The organism is Acinetobacter sp. A22 (assembly GCF_030913345.1).
Lineage (GTDB): Bacteria > Pseudomonadota > Gammaproteobacteria > Pseudomonadales > Moraxellaceae > Acinetobacter > Acinetobacter junii.
In genome coordinates this window covers 1,149,932-1,164,790 of sequence record NZ_CP133162.1, presented here as the reverse complement: position 1 = coordinate 1,164,790, position 14,859 = coordinate 1,149,932, and the positions used below count along the sequence as shown (strand labels likewise).

At 38.5% G+C, this 14,859-nt stretch carries 10 protein-coding genes, 2 pseudogenes and 1 other annotated feature; of the genes and pseudogenes, 7 read left to right on the top strand and 5 right to left on the bottom strand.

Annotation, left to right across the window (positions count from 1 at the left end):
• The first annotated feature begins 81 nt into the window (after positions 1–81).
• Together Q9Q86_RS05805 and gorA are read left to right on the top strand one after the other, a co-directional pair.
• Positions 82–1,320 (top strand): alkane 1-monooxygenase, encoded by a 1,239-nt coding sequence (locus Q9Q86_RS05805; RefSeq protein ID WP_004915664.1) that lies wholly within the window; start codon positions 82–84, stop codon positions 1,318–1,320.
• 166 nt (positions 1,321–1,486) lie between these two features.
• Positions 1,487–2,839, top strand: a complete 1,353-nt coding sequence (gorA, locus tag Q9Q86_RS05800; RefSeq protein WP_112987213.1) for a glutathione-disulfide reductase — start codon at positions 1,487–1,489, stop codon at positions 2,837–2,839.
• Between the two features lie 70 nt (positions 2,840–2,909).
• Here the strand turns inward: gorA and Q9Q86_RS05795 are convergent.
• A pseudogene (locus tag Q9Q86_RS05795) lies at positions 2,910–3,350 on the bottom strand (acyl-CoA dehydrogenase family protein); the annotation flags it as partial.
• 49 nt (positions 3,351–3,399) lie between these two features.
• Between Q9Q86_RS05795 and Q9Q86_RS05790 the strand changes: the two are divergent.
• Positions 3,400–4,619 (top strand): IS3-like element ISAba19 family transposase gene (locus Q9Q86_RS05790; RefSeq protein WP_096902497.1). Its coding sequence is split into 2 segments (ribosomal slippage): positions 3,400–3,676 and positions 3,676–4,619, totalling 1,221 coding nucleotides; the frame shifts between segments, so codons are not numbered across the junction.
• Positions 3,675–3,791: a sequence feature (AL1L pseudoknot), on the top strand. Its footprint overlaps the gene before it by 117 nt.
• A 40-nt stretch (positions 4,620–4,659) precedes the next feature.
• Here the strand turns inward: Q9Q86_RS05790 and Q9Q86_RS05785 are convergent.
• From Q9Q86_RS05785 to Q9Q86_RS05770, 4 genes and pseudogenes are all read right to left on the bottom strand, one after another.
• Positions 4,660–5,421 (bottom strand): annotated as a pseudogene (locus Q9Q86_RS05785) (acyl-CoA dehydrogenase family protein); the annotation flags it as partial.
• Between the two features lie 22 nt (positions 5,422–5,443).
• Positions 5,444–6,730: an acyl-CoA dehydrogenase family protein gene (locus tag Q9Q86_RS05780; protein WP_171065594.1), complete on the bottom strand. Its 1,287-nt coding sequence runs from the start codon at positions 6,728–6,730 to the stop codon at positions 5,444–5,446.
• 236 nt (positions 6,731–6,966) lie between these two features.
• On the bottom strand, positions 6,967–8,340 hold the full coding sequence (locus tag Q9Q86_RS05775; RefSeq protein ID WP_004915684.1) for an AarF/ABC1/UbiB kinase family protein: 1,374 nt from the start codon (positions 8,338–8,340) through the stop codon (positions 6,967–6,969).
• Between the two features lie 196 nt (positions 8,341–8,536).
• On the bottom strand, positions 8,537–8,842 hold the full coding sequence (locus Q9Q86_RS05770; RefSeq protein ID WP_004915688.1) for a hypothetical protein: 306 nt from the start codon (positions 8,840–8,842) through the stop codon (positions 8,537–8,539).
• A 161-nt stretch (positions 8,843–9,003) separates the two neighbouring features.
• On the opposite strand from Q9Q86_RS05770, the gene ybaK reads away from it, so the two are divergent.
• The 4 genes from ybaK (at position 9,004) to acbC (ending at position 14,859) form a co-directional block, all read left to right on the top strand.
• Positions 9,004–9,471 (top strand): Cys-tRNA(Pro) deacylase, encoded by a 468-nt coding sequence (gene ybaK / locus Q9Q86_RS05765; RefSeq protein WP_004954520.1) that lies wholly within the window; start codon positions 9,004–9,006, stop codon positions 9,469–9,471.
• A 315-nt stretch (positions 9,472–9,786) separates the two neighbouring features.
• Positions 9,787–11,571 carry an IucA/IucC family siderophore biosynthesis protein gene (locus Q9Q86_RS05760; RefSeq protein ID WP_112987489.1) on the top strand — a complete coding sequence of 595 codons (1,785 nt, stop codon included), beginning with the start codon at positions 9,787–9,789 and terminating at the stop codon, positions 11,569–11,571.
• Positions 11,564–13,045: an acinetoferrin biosynthesis monooxygenase AcbB gene (gene acbB, locus Q9Q86_RS05755; protein ID WP_112987490.1), complete on the top strand. Its 1,482-nt coding sequence runs from the start codon at positions 11,564–11,566 to the stop codon at positions 13,043–13,045. The genes Q9Q86_RS05760 and acbB overlap by 8 nt, the downstream gene beginning before the upstream one ends.
• Positions 13,042–14,859 carry an acinetoferrin biosynthesis protein AcbC gene (gene acbC / locus Q9Q86_RS05750; RefSeq protein WP_112987491.1) on the top strand — a complete coding sequence of 606 codons (1,818 nt, stop codon included), beginning with the start codon at positions 13,042–13,044 and terminating at the stop codon, positions 14,857–14,859. Before acbB ends, acbC begins: the two co-directional genes overlap by 4 nt.

The window sequence follows — 14,859 nt, the reverse complement described above, 5'->3', positions numbered from 1 at the left end:
CATAGGTTTTTTGGACGTTTGCTACTGTCATGTCAATCATTTTCAATCAAAATATATATATACAAAGACATGGATATGATTATGAATGCGCCAGTAAATGTAGAGCAGCCACTTGCGCCTCTAGCAAAATCAAAGTTAGAGTTGGATCGTAAACGTTATTTATGGGCAATTAGTCCTGCATTACCAGTAATTGGTATTGGGATATTAGGTGGTTACCAATTTGCACCACGCCCACTGAAAAAGATCTTTGCCTTAGGTGGTCCTATCTTACTTCATATTGTGATTCCTGCAATTGATACTATCGTAGGGAAAGATGCAAATAACCCAACATCTGAGGAAGTGAAATTACTAGAACAAGATCCATACTATGCGCGTCTTGTTAAAACTTTCATTCCTTTACAATATGCTGCAAACATTTATGCGTGTTATTTAACTAGTCGTAAAGATACTTCTTTCCTAGATAAAATTTTACTTGGTATCTCAATGGGTGCGATCAACGGTATTGCAATCAATACTGCGCATGAGCTTAGCCATAAGCATGATCGTCTTGATCATATTTTATCGCACTTAGCGCTTGTACCAACTGGCTATAACCATTTCCGCGTTGAACATCCTTATGGTCACCATAAACGTGCTGCGACACCTGAAGATCCAGCATCTTCTCAAATGGGCGAAACGTTCTATGAGTTTTGGCCACGTACAGTTTTCGGTTCTTTGAAATCTGCGATTGAGATCGAAACGACTCGTTTAAAACGTAAAGGCAAAGAGTTCTGGTCATTAGACAATGAGTTGCTTCAAGGTTGGGGAATGAGCGCAGCTTTCCATGGTTCTATGGTTGGTATATTCGGCAAAGGCGTGATTCCTTATTTAGCGACTCAAGCATTCTACGGAATTAGTTTGTTTGAAGTGATTAACTATATCGAACACTATGGTTTGAAACGTCAAAAAGATGCAAATGGTAAGTATCAACGTACTATGCCAGAGCATAGCTGGAACAACAATAATATCGTAACGAACTTATTCTTGTATCAATTACAGCGTCATTCAGACCATCACGCGTATCCAACACGTCCATTCCAAGCATTGCGTCATTTCGACGAAGCGCCAGAATTGCCAAGTGGTTATGCAAGTATGCTATTACCAGCACTCATTCCACCTCTATGGTTTAAAATGATGGATAAACGAGTTGTTGAACACTACAAAGGTGATTTAAACAAAGCGAACATTTACCCTAAACGTCGTGCGAAAATCTTCAAGAAGTTTGGTGTTGTTGATCAATCGCTTGAGCAAGCATCTTTAGAGACTGTAACTACGGAATAAGCTGAAAAGCTGCTCCCAAAGCAGAAGCACCAATCAGAGATGATTGGTGCTTTTTTTATTTTCTTGTATTAAAACCATTAAAAACAAAGGCTTTATATTTTTTATGCTGTATATCTATTTAGATATTTAACTTTAAGAAGAATTTCTGATTATTTAAGAGGCAAATATGACAAAACATTATGATTATATTGCTATTGGTGGTGGGAGTGGTGGTATTGCTTCAGTCAATCGAGCGGCAATGTATGGAATGAGATGTGCCTTAATTGAAAGGTCTGAAATTGGTGGAACATGCGTAAATGTCGGTTGTGTACCCAAGAAAGTAATGTGGTATGCAGCACATATCGCTGAATCAATCCATAAATATGCTGAAGATTATGGATTTAATGCCCAAATAGAATCTTTTAATTGGCAAACTTTGGTTAAAAACAGACAAGCCTATATAGATCGAATTCATCAGTCATATCAAAATAGCCTAAGTAAAAATAATGTAGATTTGATACAAGGTGCTGCCCAATTTGTAAATCAAAATACAATTGAAGTAAACGGTGAAATTTTCACTGCTGATCATATATTGATTGCAACAGGCACACAGCCATCATTGCCTAAAATTGAAGGTGTTGAATATGGAATTGATTCCAATGGCTTTTTTGAACTCAGTGCTTTACCAAAAACAACAGCAGTTATTGGTTCAGGATATATTGCAGTTGAGCTTGCAGGAGTATTAAATGCATTAGGCTCACAAGTTGGATTGTTCATTAGAAAAGATTTGCCTGTGAGAAGATTTGATCAGTTCTTAAGTGAAACTCTGGTTGAGGTAATGCAAGCTGATGGCGTGAAAATTCATACACAAGCTATTCCCCAAAAAGTGACTAAAAATATCGATGGTTCAGTTAATTTACATCTCGAAAATGGTGGGGTGCATAAAGTCGATTGCCTAATTTGGGCGACTGGACGCGAGCCACATACAGCAAATCTAAATTTAGATAAAGCCAATGTTCAGTTGAACGATCGTGGTTATATTGAAGTTGATAAATTCCAAAATACAACTCAGAAAGGGATTTATGCTGTTGGTGATATTACTGGGAAAATGGAACTCACACCTGTTGCTGTTGCTGCAGGTCGGAGACTATCTGAACGATTATTTAACAATAAACCAAATGAATATCTAGATTATGAAAATATCCCAACAGTGGTGTTTAGTCATCCACCGATAGGAACTGTTGGTATTACAGAACAAGAAGCGATTGAGCAGTACGGAGAGCAGTCAGTAAAAGTTTATAATTCTTCTTTTACCGCTATGTATAGTGCAATTACACAGCATCGCCAGCCAACCAAAATGAAATTGGTTTGTGTTGGTGAAGAGGAAAAAATTGTGGGTATCCATGGTATAGGTTTTGGCATGGATGAAATACTACAAGGGTTTGCAGTCGCTTTGAAAATGGGGGCAACAAAAAGAGATTTTGATAATACCGTTGCAATTCATCCGACTTCTGCGGAAGAGTTTGTGACGATGAGATAAACTAGAATCATATTTCTAAAAAAGGACGTTAATTTAACGTCCTTTTTATTAGTTTTCGAATTAAGCCAAATTATTTCAATTCGCTCGATGATTTACCCAATTCTCGACGTGCGATGATCAATTGCTGAATCTGTTGAGTACCTTCAAAAATATCTAGAATTTTTGAGTCACGTGCCCATTTTTCCAGTAATTCATCTTCACCATAACCTACACTTGCAGCAAGTTCTACACATTTGAGCGTGATTTCATTACCAACACGACCAGCTTTAGCTTTGGCAATAGAAGCTTCTTTTGAGTTTGGTTTTTTGTTGTCTGCCATCCATGTGGATTTAACCATAAGCAGGCGAGCAGCTTCCCATTCAGCTTCCATCCGATAGATCTGCGCAGCTAAGTTTGAGGTTTGTAAATAAGGTGTTTTATAGTCTGGATCAAGCTGATCTTTGAAGATTTCTTTGATACGTTCGAGTGATGCTTTGGCACAACCAATCGCCATTGCTGCAACGAGAGGTCTGAACCGTACCGGGTTTGTCGGAGAGTCAATATTCTGAGAGACTATCCCGATGACAAAACCAAACTATACCCCCGAAATTAGAGAAAGAGCGGTTCAATTACTAATTGAATCTGAAAAAGATTATCCTTCTACTTGGGCAGCAATCACAGCTATTGCTCCTAAAATCGGTTGTACTCCTGAAACATTGCGTGTTTGGTATTTAAAGCATCTGGATCAACTAAATCCTGCCAAAGTACAACAGATATCTGACCAAGAAAAAATGAAGCAAATGGAACGTGAAATTAAAGAATTAAAACGTGCCAATGAAATTCTACGCAAAGCAGCCGCTTTTTTCGCCCAGGCGGAGCTCGACCGCCCACACAAATAATGGTGGATTTTATCCATAACAATAAAGATCGATATGGTGTTGAAGCGATTTGTAGAATTTTACCGATTGCACCTTCAACCTATTACCGAACTTTAGATCTCACTGAAAATCCAGAACATCGAGCGAAACGAGATCTACATGATGAGTATCATGCTGAACAAATTAAACGAATTTGGAAAGAAAGTTCAGGTCGATATGGTGTACGTAAAGTTTGGCAAAAATTGAAACGTGAGGGTTATGTTATTGCACGTTGTACAGTTGCTCGATTGATGCAAAAGCTAGGTATACAAGGTGTTTGGCGTGGTAAGAATAAACAAACCACCCGTAACCGAGATGACCAAAAACGGGCAGATGATTTAGTGAAACGTAATTTTAATGCTGATCATCCAAACCAACTATGGGTGGGTGACTTTACGTATATTCAAACTCATTCAGGCTGGGTATATACCGCATTTGTTATTGATGTGTTCTCACGAGCAATTGTTGGATGGAAAGTATCTACACGGATGAATACAGATATGGTGCTTGATGCATTAGAGCAAGCATTGCATGATCGAGGCATGCCAAAGAATGTGATTCATCATTCCGACAGAGGTGTGCAATATCTTTCCATTCGCTATACCAATCGTTTAGAAGCAGCAAATTTACGAGCATCAGTCGGTACAACGGGTGATTCATACGATAATGCTCTGGCTGAAACGGTGAATGGCTTATACAAAACAGAGGTGATTGAATATTTAAAAGCAGATTGGCAAGGTTTAGCAGATGTACAACTTGCGACACTAAACTGGGTAGATTGGTTCAATAAAAAGCGTGTACACAGTGCACTGGGTTATGTATCGCCTTTTGAGTTTGAAGCAATGTACTATGATAAGATTAACCCGTTAGGTCAGGTGGCTTAACTTAAATAAAAAAGTCTCCGACAAACCCGGTACGGTTCAGTCGGGTATTATCAAAGGTTTCCATAACTCCAGCAAAACCCTTTGCAACATCTATCTCAGGATTACCTAACAGGTTTGCAGCTGGAACACGACAGTCAATGAAACTAATGACAGCAGTATCAGATGCTTTAATTCCTAGTTTGTGCTCCAAACGTTCAACTTTCATTCCTGGAGTACCTTTGGGTACAACAAAGGATTTTATAGCTGCACGACCAAGCTTTTTATCGAGTGTTGCCCAAACTACAACTGAATCTGCACGATCACCTGAAGTGACAAAGATTTTTTCGCCATTTAAGATGTATTCATCACCATCTTGAGTTGCTGTCGTACGAATAGCAGCTGAGTCCGAACCACAACCTGGTTCAGTAATTGCCATGGCAGCCCATGTCCCTTTAAAACGTTCAAGTTGCTCGTCATTTGCTACTGCCGCAATAGCAGAGTTACCCAAGCCTTGGCGGGGCATACTTAACAATAAACCCGTATCGCCATAGCACATTTCTATAATACCGAGTGCAGTCGACATATTATTGCCGTTTTTGTTACCTGACTCAGTTTCTCCACGTTTGCCAACAGCAGCACCTGCATTTATTCCTTCACCACCTTCATTCATGCCATCAATTAATGATGCCAACATGTCCAATTCTTTTGGATAGGCATGTTCGGCTTTGTCATACTTTCTTGAAATTGGGCGCAACACATTCAAAGCAACTTCATGTGCCTGATCGACCATCATTTTGAATTTTTTAGGATTTTGTAAATTCATTGTAATATCCTCGAATGATCAATTAAGCATGTAAGCCAGAATGTAAGATTGCAGTAGCACGCAAATCACGATACCAACGTTCAACAGGGTGTTCTTTGGTAAAACCATGACCACCTAGGATCTGTACACCATCCGTACCGATTTTCATAGATTTTTCAGCGCACAAAAGTCTTGCAAGGTAAGCTTCACGATGAAATGGTTGACCCGCTTCAGCTAAGCTCGCTGCATTAAGTACCAACATGCGCATTGCATCAATTTCAATAGCCATATCAGCAATCATGAAGGCAACACTTTGGCGATGAGAAATAGGCTCACCGAAAGCTGTACGTTCATTTGCATATTTGATGCAGTATGCTTTGATCGCCTCGCATGTACCTACAGCCATCGCACACCACATCAAGTTCCCAAGATCTACAAATGCTGTGTAATCGAAATCAGCATCACCTAATCGTAAAGCTGGAGTTTGATTGAACTGTAAGGTAGCAGTTTCAGCAGCTTTTAGACCCATCGCTGGATTTGATTTGATGGCAATACTTTCATCACATTGCACGACAAAAATATCAGGTTGACCGTTATATTCTGCACTGACAAGGAATACATCAGATGTATCACCTAAAACGACTAAAGTCTTTTCACCTGTGATATAGAACTGACCATTTTGTTCAGTCGCTTTCGTTTTTAATTGGTATGGATTAAATGCAGGGGTCGCTTCTTGAAATGCAAATGTCGCTGTAATATCTGTGTCTTCAGCAAAGCAAGGCAAATACATACTTTGTACTTGTGTTGATCCCCAACGAGTGATGGCATTGATCACGCTGAATGTGCTTAATAATCCAGCTGTAAGACTGAAATCACCTTTAGCTAAGTTTTCAGCAATTAGGATATTACTGACAATATTTTGTTCTGCGGCAACACCACCTAAAGCCTCAGGTAATGCATAGTAGTTCAAGCCTAAATCAACCAAATGCTGCCAAAGTTCTTCGGGGAATTGTGCATTGTGATCTGCATCATGTGCTAAATTGTAAAGCACTTCCTGAGCAAATTGTGACATAGCATCTGATGTCATTTGTTGCTCTTCAGTCAATCCTAAATCAAATAGATTTTTATTAACTTGATTTGGTAAACGTTGTTTGTCAATTGGTTGCGGTTTAAAAGCTTTCTGAGTTTTTGTTAGAACTTTAAAACCAGTTTTTGAACCTTGGTATAGAGACTTTTCTACAAACTTTCTTAATTTGAGTTGATCGAGCACTTCGCTTCCTGCGATTTTAGTGATCAATGATAGCCCGAGACCTTGAGCCTTATTCATCATATTTGACATGATTTTATCCTAGAGGATGATTGTGAATTTATGCTCGCATGCTAAAGCTAAAAAAACTATGTCTTCTTTGACGTGTCAATATTAGAAAGATAAAGGGTTAATTAAGTGGATAAAGACAAATAAGTTTATGTTTTTAAATAATTTTAAAAAATGAAAGAAAATTATAGCAAAAAAAAATTGACCAAACTGACTGAGCAGATTGGTCAATATGACTGAATTAATTTGGTTTATGCAAATTGACGAATCATTTTGCGAACATTTGTCTTCGCCTCGATCACTGTCATGAAAGTATAAGCACCAATGAATTTACGGCTAATAAACATAAATTCTTTAGGAGGGACTGAGAAATAACGAGAAGCCATAGACTGAGCAGCTTGCTGCATTACGCGACTATGTAGTTGGCTTTTTTTCCAATCATAACGATCTTGTTCATCCATCACACCAGCAGGCATATCAGGATTATTGCTTGGGTTACTAAAAGCTTCGGTCGCAATTAAAAACACATCCGCCATACCTGGTTTTACACTTTCAGGCATCGAATCAAAAAATTCATAACCTGTCATCGCTTTAACCATAGCAGTTTTGTCATGATCATATCCTGCATGGATAAGATTACGTGCGACAGAAAGTAGATTGTCATCAAATTGGCGAATTGCACCAAAGTCGAGCAATACAATCTTATCCTTTACATCATCACCATTGCCTAAGCGGACAAGGTAATTACCAAAATTAGGATCAGTTTGCATCTCACCCCATTCGAACAGCTCACGTACTGCAATTTCTAGTGAAGCTTCACCAAGTTGATTCCGGCGCTCTTGAGGTAAAGAAAGCATAACAGGGCTGTTGATAGGTACTCCACGCTCAAATGTCATACACAGAACTTTGTCAGCACAGAACTCATCAACAATTTGTGGAACAATATAACGCGGGTCATCTTTCAAGCGTTCTGCGAAACGTCGAGTTGTCGCTGCCTCAATGTCATAATTCACTTCACGGTGCATCATTTCACGAACTTCATCAAACCACTGGTCGAACTCACGTGTTTGAGGAACCATTCGTGTGAGTTTCAGCATGTTTTTGAAAAGATTCATGTCAGAATCAATCGCTTCTGCAACACCAGGGTATTGAATCTTCAATACAACTTCTAAACCATCAGATTTACGAATTGCACGGTGAACTTGTGCCAATGATGCAGTACCGATTGGCTCATGATCAATCGTTAGATCATTGAGTTTCGAACCTAGTTGCTCATGCAAGTGAGCTTTGATTGCAGGCCATGCTAAAGCAACAGTTTGATTATTCAGCGTATTGAGTGCTTGAGTGATTTCTTCTGGTAAGAAATGTTCACCATATAAAGCCATCATTTGTCCAATTTTAACAATTGAACCTTTTAATTTTCCAATTTCAGAGACCAAATAATGGGCTTGATCAGCCATCGCTTTTTTACGTTTCTTCTCTTTTTCTTCCTCACTAGAAAACATAGAGGTAGCACTTGCAGTTGCCCAACGAGTTCCAGCAAGTAAAGAAGCTTTTGCAATAGATAAGCGACGATCCACAGACGAGGTTTTTAGATTCTTGAGCTTATCGTTCTGATCTGACATGAAAGAAAAATCCTATGCTGAAATCGGAGGGGGAGGAAAGCCGAGAGTTAAATTGTAGTGGATATTACAGCGTTTGAACGTATTAAAATAGTTCAATCGCTTGAATTATCAGTCTAAATTTGTGATTTAAGTCAACAATATCTAAATAGCCTAAGCAAATTGGAGATCGCTTAAGTCAGCTATTTATACATACGTACTAAATTTTAAACTGAATTTTAAGGGCTGATTTACGCATTAGAGCTGCTCGGTTTGTATGTATATGCTTAATCAACATACGTTTGACAATACTATGATGAAAACCTAAAGCATGAGCTTTCACGATAATAATACTGGGTAATGTGAAGAAAAAGTACTTGGTGTCGTCTAAAGTCGCATTCTCGAAAATACCTTCTTCAACCAAAGTATCACGGAGAAATTGCTTTTCAGCTTGAACGGTAGAAGAAGATTCATCATCCCAGTAGCTTTGACGCATCGCCATCAGATTATTATGTTTATAACTCATGAAGTTTTTGCGCCTTTCTCAATTGCATTTAGTCTTTATATAAGGTTTGAAAAATAATTATCAAGAACACTATTCAAAATAGCCTAAGCAAATTGAAAATATTTTTTTTAAAATGCTACACTTATCAAACTTAAGAATCATCGAAATAACCCAGATATCAAATGACACCAGCATGTAAGTTATTGGAAAAAAACAAAATAGCATTCTCGATTCATGAATATGAACATGATGCTAACGCGAAGAGTTTTGGTTTAGAAGCTGCTGAAAAACTCAATTTACGTGTAGAAGAAGTCTTCAAAACATTAATGGTCACAGATGAAAAAAATTATTTTATTGCGATCTTACCTGTAAACCATCAACTCAATTTAAAAAAAGTTGCAGCAGCGGTGGGATGTAAGAAATTACAAATGGCAAATCCTAAAGATGCTGAACGTTTGACTGGTTATTTAGTTGGTGGAATTAGTCCATTAGGGCAGAAGAAACGTCTAAAAACCGTCATTGATGCGACGGCGCAGACATTTAATAAAATATATGTCAGTGGTGGGAAAAGAGGGCTGGATATTGGTTTAGATCCTAATGATCTAGCAAAGTTATTAAATGCAACTTTCTCTGATCTATTGGATAGTTAGGGACTTTATCTGACATCTATTGCTTATGCTTTAATGTTTCAATCTACTAAAACAATAAAATTTCAGATTTTCATTAGAATATATAATAATGAGAATTATTATCTTTTGTATCAATAATCATCTATTTTTTTATTTAATCTATATTAATCAATGCTTTGTGCTGTTAATTTCAAAGGAAGTATTATAATTGCTATTATAAATGATAATTATTATCATTACTTTAATCTTATATGCAGTCGTTGCTGTATTTGAGAAGTGTTTTGAGCTCAAACATTCGAAAAAAACTAACTCTCTCTTTATAGAGGATACCGACAGATGCAATCACTTGCCAATCGGTTGGCGATACAACATTTCGTCAACGCATATACGCAAGAAACTGGCAAAGGTCACTTGCTTAATAAAACACAGCAAAGTCCGCAACAACAAGCGTTTAGCCAAGGTTTGACGCTGTTATCTATTCCGATTAATTCTATTCATGCTCAATGTGATTTCCCATTATCTTATGTCAGCCGAGTTGGTAGACATCGGTTAGCTAATCTTCCTCAAATCGTAATTTCAGGTCAGCCAAAATCATTTAGTCCAGTTGCAATCGTTGGGTTGTTACTTGAAGAACTAGTTTCTGAATCGTCTTTACCTTTGGATGCTGCTTCTTTGGTAGAGAAGTGGATTCAAAGCCGTGATGCATTGCAACAGTTTTTAATACAACGTGAAGCTGATTTTGATGACTTGGTTAAAGCTGGTCAAAGCTTTATTGAAACTGAACAGGCATTGATTTTGGGGCATAGCATGCACCCAGCGCCGAAAAGTAGAACAGGTTTTGTGCATGAGGATTGGCTAAAGTTTTCACCTGAACACAAAGGCAAGACACAACTTCATTATTGGCTAGTGCACCAAGATTACATTGCGGAAGGTAGTGCGACTGATGAACCTATTTCAGCGCAATTAAAAACGGCATTACAGTGGTATTTATCTGAAAATGATCTCAATCTAGTTAAAACCCATAGCGAATATAAATTACTCCCATTGCATCCTTGGCAAGCTCGTTATTTACAGGGTAAAGCTTGGTTTGAACGATTGAAGCAAACAGGGCAATTGATTGATTTAGGTTTACGTGGCTGGCAATTCTCTCCAACAACATCCATTCGTACATTGGCAAGCTTCAACGCTCCGTGGATGGTGAAGCCATCTCTTTCTGTGATGATTACCAATTCTATTCGAGTGAATTTAGCCAAAGAATGTCATCGTGGTGAATTAACACATCGTCTGTGGCACAGTGAGTTTGGTCAGAATATTCTAAAAAAATGTCCAAGTTTAAAGGCAGTCAATGACCCAGCTTGGATCGCCTTGAAAATTGATGATGAAGTGATTAATGAAAGTATCTGCATTTTTAGAGATCAGCCTTTCCATCCTCAACAGCAAGTCACTTGTATTGCTTCCTTGTGTCAGGATCATCCAAGCAAATCTTTAAATCGTTTTAACGCATTATTTTCCAAAATTTCAAAAGCTCATCCTGAGAGGGGTTTTTCAGAGATTGCTTTAGATTGGTTTACTCGTTTCCTCGAAGTTAGTTTGCAACCCTTGATGTATCTATATCATCGTTTTGGTATGGCATTTGAGTCACATCAACAAAATGTATTATTGGAACTGGAAAATCATTTCCCAAAAACTTTATGGCTACGTGATAACCAAGGTTTTTATTATATTGAAGAGTTTGCGACTGAAATTCTACAAGCGCTACCTGAACTGAAAGAAAAAGCCTTTGCGGTAGGTCCGAAAGATTTTGTTGATGAACGTTTTAGTTATTATTTCTTCGGCAATACTTTGTTTGGGATTATTAATGCCATCGGTGCGACAGGCTATATCACTGAAGATGAATTGTTAGCGCATTTAATTGAATTTTTAGAAGAACAATTACAACAATATCCTGATAGCACCTTATTGCAAGGATTACTGTTCAATTCAACTCTGCCTTATAAGGGTAACTTGCTGACACGTTTGCATGAGTTAGACGAATTGATCGCGCCTGTCGAAAATCAGTCTGTTTACGTGCAACTGCCAAATCCACTGCGTATTTCACAGAAGGATGTCAGTTATGCTTGATTTTATTGGAATTGGTCTAGGACCTTTTAATTTAAGTCTTGCTAGTTTGCTACAAAACAAAAGCTCACTCAACTACGTGTTTTTTGAGCAAAAGGCACAATTTGATTGGCATGCAGGTATGCAACTACCTAATACGGTATTGCAAGTACCGTTTATGGCTGATTTGGTCTCAATGGTTGATCCAACCAGTCCATTTAGCTTTTTAAATTATCTGCGTCATCAGCAACGTTTGTATAAGTTTTACTTTCTAGAGCATCCACATATTCCGCGCTGTGAATATAACCATTATTGCCAATGGGTTGCAGAACAACTTGATTGTATCGAATACCAATCTCGTGTCTTGAGGATTGAACCCCAAACGATAGGTTTTAAAGTAGTCGTTGAATCAAATGGTGTTCAGCAAAGTTATTTATGCCGTCATTTATTGATTGGAAGTGGTAATGTGCCATATTTGCCTGAATGTTTGGCAAAGATTCAGAAAGTCCGTCCGCAACAATGTCTGCATTCAGCACAGTATATGACGCATGTAGATACAGATTTACATGGCGATGTTGTTGTACTAGGTTCGGGGCAATCCGCAGCTGAAGTGTTTATCGACTTGTTTGACGAACAGCAAGATACCGACAATCATCAGTTTGATTTGCATTGGTTTACCCGTTCTCAAGGTTTCTTCCCAATGGAGTATGCGCCATTAGGTTTAGAACATTTTAGCCCTGATTATGCACAACATTTTTATGATTTGTCTGCACAGCAGAAAGAGCAGCAGTTAAAGCAACAAGCCTTGTTATACAAGGGGATTAGTGCAAAAACCATTCGGGAAATTTATCAAAGACTTTATCACCGTAGCATTGCAGGCCAAAGCATACAGACACATTTGCATAGTCAATGTGATTTGAAAGATGCAGAAGCATTGGATACACAAAAAATCCGATTGCATTTCGAACATCGTGCTACAGCTCAGTCTTTTCATCTCGACTGTGATTTTCTTGTAGCCGCAACGGGTTATTTCACACCTGATTTTGGTTTTATGCAGTCACTCAAGCCATACATCGAACTTGATCATAAACAGCGTTGGCAGATTACAGAAGACTATCGAGTTGTACACAGGTTGAATGGCCATATCTTTGTTCAAAATCAAGAAATGCATAGTCATGGTGTCGGCACGCCTGATTTAGGTCTTGGTGCTTATCGTGCAGCAACGATCATTAATCAACTGCTTGCTGAGCCTCTTTATGAATTAGGCAATCAAGCGCAAACCTTCCAACACTTTAATCTCTCTCAAAATCCAAAAATTTGTATGGCAGATGACAAAGCACAATCAAACGAGTGCCTTTGCGAAAATTCTCCCAATAAAAACCATTCAATTTTCAAGAAAACAGAACAGAACGTGATGACGGCGCATCCTAATCGTCGTGGTGCAAACACACGTACACAAACTGCTTCTGTACATTCAACATATGAGAAACTGATATGAACTTTGCAACTTTAAAAATTAATCAGCAGCAATGGCGTGCCGCAGGACAACGTCTTATTGAAATGGCGATTGCAGAGTTTCTATACGAAGAAATTATTGAAGTTAAATCATTGTCAGCAGGTCGTTATCGTTTAGATTTAGGCAATCGTCAGTATGAGTTTCAAGGAAATCAATATCTACTCGGACACTGGAATATTCAGGAAGCTTCGGTACGTGATGTGACTCATAGTCAGGAAAATGATCAACCTGCTTGGAACTTACATGAGTTCATTGTCGCAATGTCTGACAGTTCTAATGTTAAGCCATTTACCAAAGCGTATTTGATCAAAGAAATGAATAATACTTGGCTGGCAGAAGCACATTTGTTCAATGAAACACGTTTGCCAAGTATAGCGGTTTTGACAGAGCCACATTACAAAGTTGAAGGCATGCTACGTGGTCATCCTTGGCTCATCATGAGTAAAGGGCGTATGGGTTTTGGTTATGATGATTATTTAAGCGCTGCACCAGAGCTTTCACCTGAAGTTAAAGTGTTGTGGTTAGCCGTTCATCGTGATTTAGCAGAGTATCGAAGTACTGAAGATTGGAGTGCCTGCGGTTTATATCAACATGAATTTGATGCCAATGAACTACAGCAGTTCATCAATATTCTCCAAGAAAAAAACCTAGATCCTCAAAATTACTTTTTGATTCCCGTACATGCTTGGCAATGGCATCAATGGCTTGTTCCGACTTATGCCAATGAGATTGTGGATCAGAAAATTATTGAACTGAATATCAGTCAAGATAGTTATGTGCCAATGCAGTCCATTCGCACATTATGTAATACATCAAATCTACAACGTCATTACATTAAACTGCCAGTCAGTATTTTTAATACTGCTGTTTATCGTGGATTACCCTCAAAACGTAATCTTGCTGCTCCAGCAGTGACCGCATGGTTAAAACAGATTCATCAACAAGATCAAGACTTACAAAATACAGGTGTGATTTTCTTGGGTGAGGTTGCAACTTTAACCATTCACCAGCCATGTTTTGACCGCATTGACGGCGCACCATACCAATTTAAAGAACTGTTCGGTTGTTTGTGGCGTGAAAGTGTTGATCGTTATGTTGATTCATCACAACAAGTTCTCTCGCAAGCAGCTTTATTACATCGTGATATTTCTGGTCAATCGATCCTGAGCGTGCTGATCAAAGCATCAGGATTAAGTCCTTTAGCTTGGTTAGCTCAATTTGCTCAAGTGTGCATGAGTCCATTGTTACTTTGCTTGTATCGCTATGGTTTGGCATTTTCACCACACGGTGAAAACACGATGTTGGTACATGAAAATGGTGTGCCGAAAGCCATGGTATTAAAAGACTTCATTGACGACATCAATTTAGTGGATGAGGATTTTCCTGAGTTAACTCAATTACCATCTGAATCAGACTTATTACTCCGTCATGAAGCGACTGATCTAAGCCATTTTATTTTCACAGGTCTGTTCATGGTGCATTACCGCTATATCTGTAATGTGTTCTTGCAAGACTATCCTGAATATTCTGAGCTTGATTTTTGGCAGACCATTTCCAACACGATTGTTGAGTTTAACCAAAGACATCCAGAATTGGCTGAACGTGCTGATAAATTCGCCATGCTGCGTCCAAGTTACACCAAAATTTGTCTAAACCGTGTACGTCTATTTACCACAAGTTATAACGATGAAGCAGAACGTCCTGTTCCTGTCTTCCTTGATCCTATTGCAAATCCAGTTAGCCCAGAAACATTGAAAACATGGGCAGAACAACCTCGCCAAGCAAAAGCGGGCTAA

What these genes read in the sequence shown, in the direction of transcription:
- Q9Q86_RS05805 (WP_004915664.1), top strand. Translation starts at nt 82, where the DNA reads ATGAATGCGCCAGTAAATGTAGAGCAGCCACTTGCGCCTCTAGCAAAA.
- gorA (WP_112987213.1), top strand. Translation starts at nt 1,487, where the DNA reads ATGACAAAACATTATGATTATATTGCTATTGGTGGTGGGAGTGGTGGT.
- Q9Q86_RS05780 (WP_171065594.1), bottom strand. Translation starts at nt 6,730, where the DNA reads ATGATGAATAAGGCTCAAGGTCTCGGGCTATCATTGATCACTAAAATC.
- Q9Q86_RS05775 (WP_004915684.1), bottom strand. Translation starts at nt 8,340, where the DNA reads ATGTCAGATCAGAACGATAAGCTCAAGAATCTAAAAACCTCGTCTGTG.
- Q9Q86_RS05770 (WP_004915688.1), bottom strand. Translation starts at nt 8,842, where the DNA reads ATGAGTTATAAACATAATAATCTGATGGCGATGCGTCAAAGCTACTGG.
- ybaK (WP_004954520.1), top strand. Translation starts at nt 9,004, where the DNA reads ATGACACCAGCATGTAAGTTATTGGAAAAAAACAAAATAGCATTCTCG.
- Q9Q86_RS05760 (WP_112987489.1), top strand. Translation starts at nt 9,787, where the DNA reads ATGCAATCACTTGCCAATCGGTTGGCGATACAACATTTCGTCAACGCA.
- acbB (WP_112987490.1), top strand. Translation starts at nt 11,564, where the DNA reads ATGCTTGATTTTATTGGAATTGGTCTAGGACCTTTTAATTTAAGTCTT.
- acbC (WP_112987491.1), top strand. Translation starts at nt 13,042, where the DNA reads ATGAACTTTGCAACTTTAAAAATTAATCAGCAGCAATGGCGTGCCGCA.